This is a genomic window from Pseudomonas sp. S4_EA_1b (genome assembly GCF_016307435.1).
Taxonomy (GTDB): Bacteria; Pseudomonadota; Gammaproteobacteria; order Pseudomonadales; family Pseudomonadaceae; genus Aquipseudomonas; species Aquipseudomonas rhodesiae.
Map to the genome: position 1 here is coordinate 1 of NZ_JAEILC010000058.1, position 5,004 is coordinate 5,004.

General features: G+C 59.1%; 2 protein-coding genes and 1 pseudogene. All 3 read right to left on the reverse strand.

Annotation, left to right across the window (positions count from 1 at the left end; genetic code table 11):
- Nucleotides 1-116 precede the first annotated feature (116 nt).
- Complete coding sequence (locus tag YA0848_RS19375) at nucleotides 117-734, reverse strand: hypothetical protein (RefSeq protein ID WP_232925142.1); 618 nt, start codon at nucleotides 732-734, stop codon at nucleotides 117-119.
- A gap of 355 nt (nucleotides 735-1,089) precedes the next feature.
- Complete coding sequence (gpJ, locus tag YA0848_RS19380; protein ID WP_198712600.1) at nucleotides 1,090-4,815, reverse strand: TipJ family phage tail tip protein; 3,726 nt, start codon at nucleotides 4,813-4,815, stop codon at nucleotides 1,090-1,092.
- 57 nt (nucleotides 4,816-4,872) lie between these two features.
- Nucleotides 4,873-5,004: pseudogene (locus YA0848_RS36075) on the reverse strand (tail assembly protein); the annotation flags it as partial.

The window sequence follows — 5,004 nt, forward strand, 5'->3', positions numbered from 1 at the left end:
CAGTCATGGCGTTGATTTTTACACCGGTACTTCTTGTGGTGTCTCCACCGGCACCAGTCGGCGGCGTGCCAAGGTTAATTTCTTGTCTTGCCATTTTTAAATTCTCTCCACCTTTCTTAAATGACTGGCTTCGCAAAAACCACGGGCACAAACAGAGACATGACGTTTGAAACACCAACGGTAAACATCACTATCCGATTATTTGCGTAGTCCCAAGTGCAGTACAGTTTCGCCGTACGAATATTCGCCCCACTTACATCCATACCGATGTTATTTATCATCATGTAATCGCCTGTATTTAAAGGCGAGGCTGCGGAAAAGTTAATCTGTGTTGTGCCCTGCCCCGTCGAACTTGAGCCTATGAACGTCCAGCTCGAAATGGTTCGGGTGAACTGCGCGCAAGGTGTGCCGCTGTCAAACAGAAGCTTGGAGTTTCCATCCCAGAGACGGAAGCCGTATTTTGCTGTCGGCTGCGACAAAAACGCGGCAGCGAAGTATTTGCCAGATCCTCCGCCTACAAATGAAAAACCAGTCCAGTTCCCTGCGCTTCCGTTGATCCTCGCATAGCTCAGTGTGAAAGATCCGTTTGGTCGGATGAATACAAGCGGCGGTTCCTGAGAAGTAATAGGAGTCGGAAAATTGATCGGCCCGCTATAGTCGCCACGATGGAGCACGACCAAGCGGGAAAACTCAGAATCCAAAACAACAGTATTATCGTTGTTTGTGAACTGCATTCCATAGCTCATTACTTGTACCTCATAACCAATAATCTCTGGGTTGAGATTGCAGGAGCAGGAGATGCACTACTTGCGATATTTCGGTTAATGAACCAAACCCTCACCAGCCCGCTTAAGACCTCCGGCTCTTGCTGTACCGCGTTAAGATCTTGCGAACTTTGATCGGCGGGATATGGAGATACAGGAATACAAACGGCATTACAACTTGCGGGATCGCAACCGGAAACTGTTATATCCAGATAGTTAGCGCCTGCCGGTCTAGTAACTAAACCAGAATATATAACCCTGACTGTGAACGAGGTCTCATCCAACTCTAGGAGGCCTGTAGGCCCCCACACTCTAGCGCCGAAACTCATGCGTCGAGATCTCCCCACTGATAACGCTTGACGCCAGCCGCATCGAACACCTTGCCGCCACGGTTGTTTATGACCTGGCGAGCCTGGCCCCCGAACGAACCGTTGATTTCAAACGTCCCATCGAAGAAAAGCTTCCACCCCGTCTGGCCCGCGACATAGTTGTTCGACTGGATGTAGTTGCCGATCTTGGCGTTGGTGATAGTGCCGTCCTGGATGAATGCAGACTTGATGAAGGTCTGCCCGCCCTGTACAGCGAAAGGCACCGTGCCGGCCTGCCCAATGGCGAAACGGTCGGCATCGATGACGAACTGCGTCTGCAAACCGCCTGGCCCATTCTCCAGGCCCAGGCCGATCCCGGCGTACTTGTATAAGCCGGTGGCGGTTTCGTACTGCATTCGCACCGACCAGTTCGCCGTAACCTTGCCGTTCACGGTTTGGATCGCAGTAGTGTTGGTCTGAATCGCCAGAGAGTTGCCGCCGACCGTGGTTTTTACCGTTTCGATGCTGGACGACAGAGCGCCGTCGGCATTGATGCGTGCAGTTTGCTCGCTGACGATCGCGGCAGCGTTAGCCGCAACGCTGGCCTCCACCACATCCGTGCGCTGGCCCTGTGCCAGGTCGCCCTCAATGAGTGCGGACTGTGTTGACCAGACCCCGACGTAGCTAGCTTCCGACCCCATCAGCGCACTGTCGTCACCCTGAAGCGGCGGGTTGACCTGCAGGTAAATGCCGTCGACCCGCTGCGCCGTGGTGGTTACCTTTCCATCAAGCGTGGTCACCGTGGCCTTGAGGGTACTCAGCCCGCTGGCCGTTGCGGTGACGCCGGTGACAGGATCGTTCACCGTGGTCTTCACCGCGTTCAGCTGCGAGGCCTGGGCGGTGATGTCCTGGCCGTGCTGGTTAATCGTCGCCGAGTTCTGCTGAACCTGGGTCACTAGAGCGTTGACCGTCTGCGTGACTGTGCCGATGTCGGTCCAATAGGTGGCGTTCGGCGGCGGGTTGTTCGCCGGCACCGCGCCATTGGCCTGGTACAGGTGCTGGCCCACGCGAACGATTTCGTTCAGCGCGTACGCCTTGGATGGCACGTACTCCAGCGCATCCACCACCTCCCCGATCAGCTGCTCCAGCTCATCCTTGGCCGCGTCAATGCGACCGTTCACCGAGCCTGGCCCGTTTCCGTCGATCAGGTCGATTCGATCCTTCAGGTGCTGACCAAGGGCGGTTTCGTCAATCTGCCCTTTGATCTGCTCAAGGATCGGCCCAGCATCCGAGCTGGCCTGGCCCATAACGCCATTCACAACCGGATAGAACGGCCCGATGTTGCCGGTGCGGTCCACCAAGCGCGCCCAGAAGAACAGGGTTGCGCCCGCCAGCAGCGACTGCATGCGGTAATCGGCCTGCGGATACGCCAGGTCGGCCAACTTGGTCGCCGCCGCCAGGTTGTTCGCCGGGCCATACCACAATTCCGTGCGCTGGGTATCCTCGGCACCGGCAGGGAAGCCCCACTTGATGCCGATGCCGAACAGTTCGCTGGTGGTGGTCAGGAACGACACCGCCGGCGGCAACCCGACCTTTCCTTCCAGATTGGTTAGGTTGGAGTTCTTCCAGATCGAGGAAATCTCGAAGGCGCTGACCGACCGCACGCGCGCCAGGTAGGCGCCCGAGTAAATGCCGGTGACGTCAACGCTCGTTGAGCCCGTGCGCTGCACCTTGATCCAGTTTCCGTTGTCCTTGCGCCACTCCACGTCGTACGCCACGGCACCGGTAACGGCTGGCCACGAGATGTTCATGGTGCTGATGGCCAGGCCCTGGTCGATCGATACGTTCGAAGTAATGGTCACGCTGGCCGGCGCCGGAACCACGGTGATTGGGATCACGCTGATTGGGCGTTCTTCCAGGCGCGCGCCGGTGTCGATGCTGGGAAACTTACTTGGCTCGTACTGCAAGGCGCTGATGTCGTAATCGCCCTCAGGCGTACGTGCGGTCCTCATCACTCTATATAGAGGGATTGCCAGGTCGTCCGCATCGATCGCCCACTGAAGCTGTTCAGCAGGCGCCTCGCTGTAGGCTACGGTCACGGTTACGTTGCGGCCGCTCACACTCTCTACGGTGCGCCCTTCTGCGTGCCCGCCTGGGAGGTTGATCACCAGCCGGTCGCCAGCCTTGGCCATGGTGTCGCGATCCAGGGTGATGACCTTGCCCGCCGCCGCCGCGATTCGCCCACCGATCTCCCGGCCAGCCAGCAGCGAGTCGGCAACAGGGATAATGAACCCTGGCAGCGGGATGCGGCCTTCCATGCCGGTCCTGAAGCTGATGGTGCGGTCCTGGTTATTGCTCAGTACCAGCCATTTAGCGCGGCGCTGGGCCTCGGATACACGAGTGCAGCCTATTGCACTGATCTCCGTCGGCTTGTCGCCCAGGCGACGCTGGAGCGGCAGGTCGGAATAGACCGTGACGTCGGTGTCGTAGTTGTTCAGCGGGTTGTCGTAGCTGACCAGGCAGCGAGTGAAGCGGGTTTTCGCCGAGGCGCTGCCGTAGGATATTTTGCCGTCGATTACGTTGGACCGGGTGAAGACGTAATCGATGTCCTGCGCCCGAGGCATATCAGCCTGCATGACCAGCTGGCCCTGGGCCCAGTACGTCATGCCGCGATAGATGCCGGCGATGTCGCGCAGCAATGACCAGGCGTCGGCCTTGCCCTGCAGGTTCATGTCGCACAGAAAGCGCGGCTCCACGCCGTCGGCACCATTGGGCACCATCTGGTCGCAGTACTGCGCGATGCGGTACAGCTCCCACTTGTCCACCATCCACGGCTTAATGCGGCGGCCCAGGCCGAAACGGTCCTGGGTGCAGATTCCATAGGTGATCCAGGCTGGGTTATTTGTCCAGGCCTCCTTCATGGTGCCGTCCCAGGCGCCGGTATAGGTGCGCGCCACAGGGTCGTAGTTGCTCGGCACCTGCCAGCGCCGGGCCTTGCACTTCACCGTGACGGCCGGGATGTTGGTGAACTGCTCGGCGTCGAACTCGACGAACAGCAGCGCGGTGTTTGGGTAGCGCAGCTTGGCGTCGATCACCTGGGTGTAGCCGGCGATGAAGAGGCTGTCTGCGACCTTGTCGGTATTCTGGTTTGGTGTGATGCGGCGAACACGGATCAGCCAGCCACTGGTTGCCGGCGGCAGGTCAACGCGCAAGGAGCGCTCGTAGCGCGTAGTGGTCTTGCCGGTCATGGCGCCGACCAATACCTCCTGATAGGCCCCACCGTCAGTGGCCACATCCACAGCGTACTGGATGCTGTAACCACCAATATTCCCTTCGCTGTCCTGGCTCGCAAGCCGGGGCGTGGCCAGGCGGATGCGAGCCGCCGACAGCTGCAGGTTGGTCAGTGACTGAACCCACGGCGTGCCGCTGCGCAGCTCGATATTCAGCGAGGTCTCGTTGTCGACAGACGGGATGCCCGGAATGTAGGTCTGCTCCACAGAGCCCGGCCGCCAGTCCCACTTCACGTTGGTGAAGTTGAAATTGCCACCGGCATCCTGAATCGGGGTGTTGTCGAGGAAGATGTCGCGCGCGGTGGGCGTGCCGTCGAATTCACCCTCGCCTACGGCGATCAGGATCTTGGCCACGTTGGTGGAGCGCAGGCTGTCGGGCGCCTCTACTGGCGACTTGGGTTTGCTCTCACCGCCTTTGGCACCATGAATATCCAGCTTTTGTGCTGCGCCCATGCTTTCCTCCAGGCAATAAAAAACCGGCTCATGGCCGGCTTGTTTCGTGCGTTACGCCTACGTTTTGTCTTCGGCGTAAATCGATGCAGAGATGATTGCCCCGCCCCATCGGCGGTCACCGATGCAGATCGGGACGGGGTTGCCGCTGGCCGTGGTGTTCTTTGCGCTGCCGAATGCATAGCTGGGCAT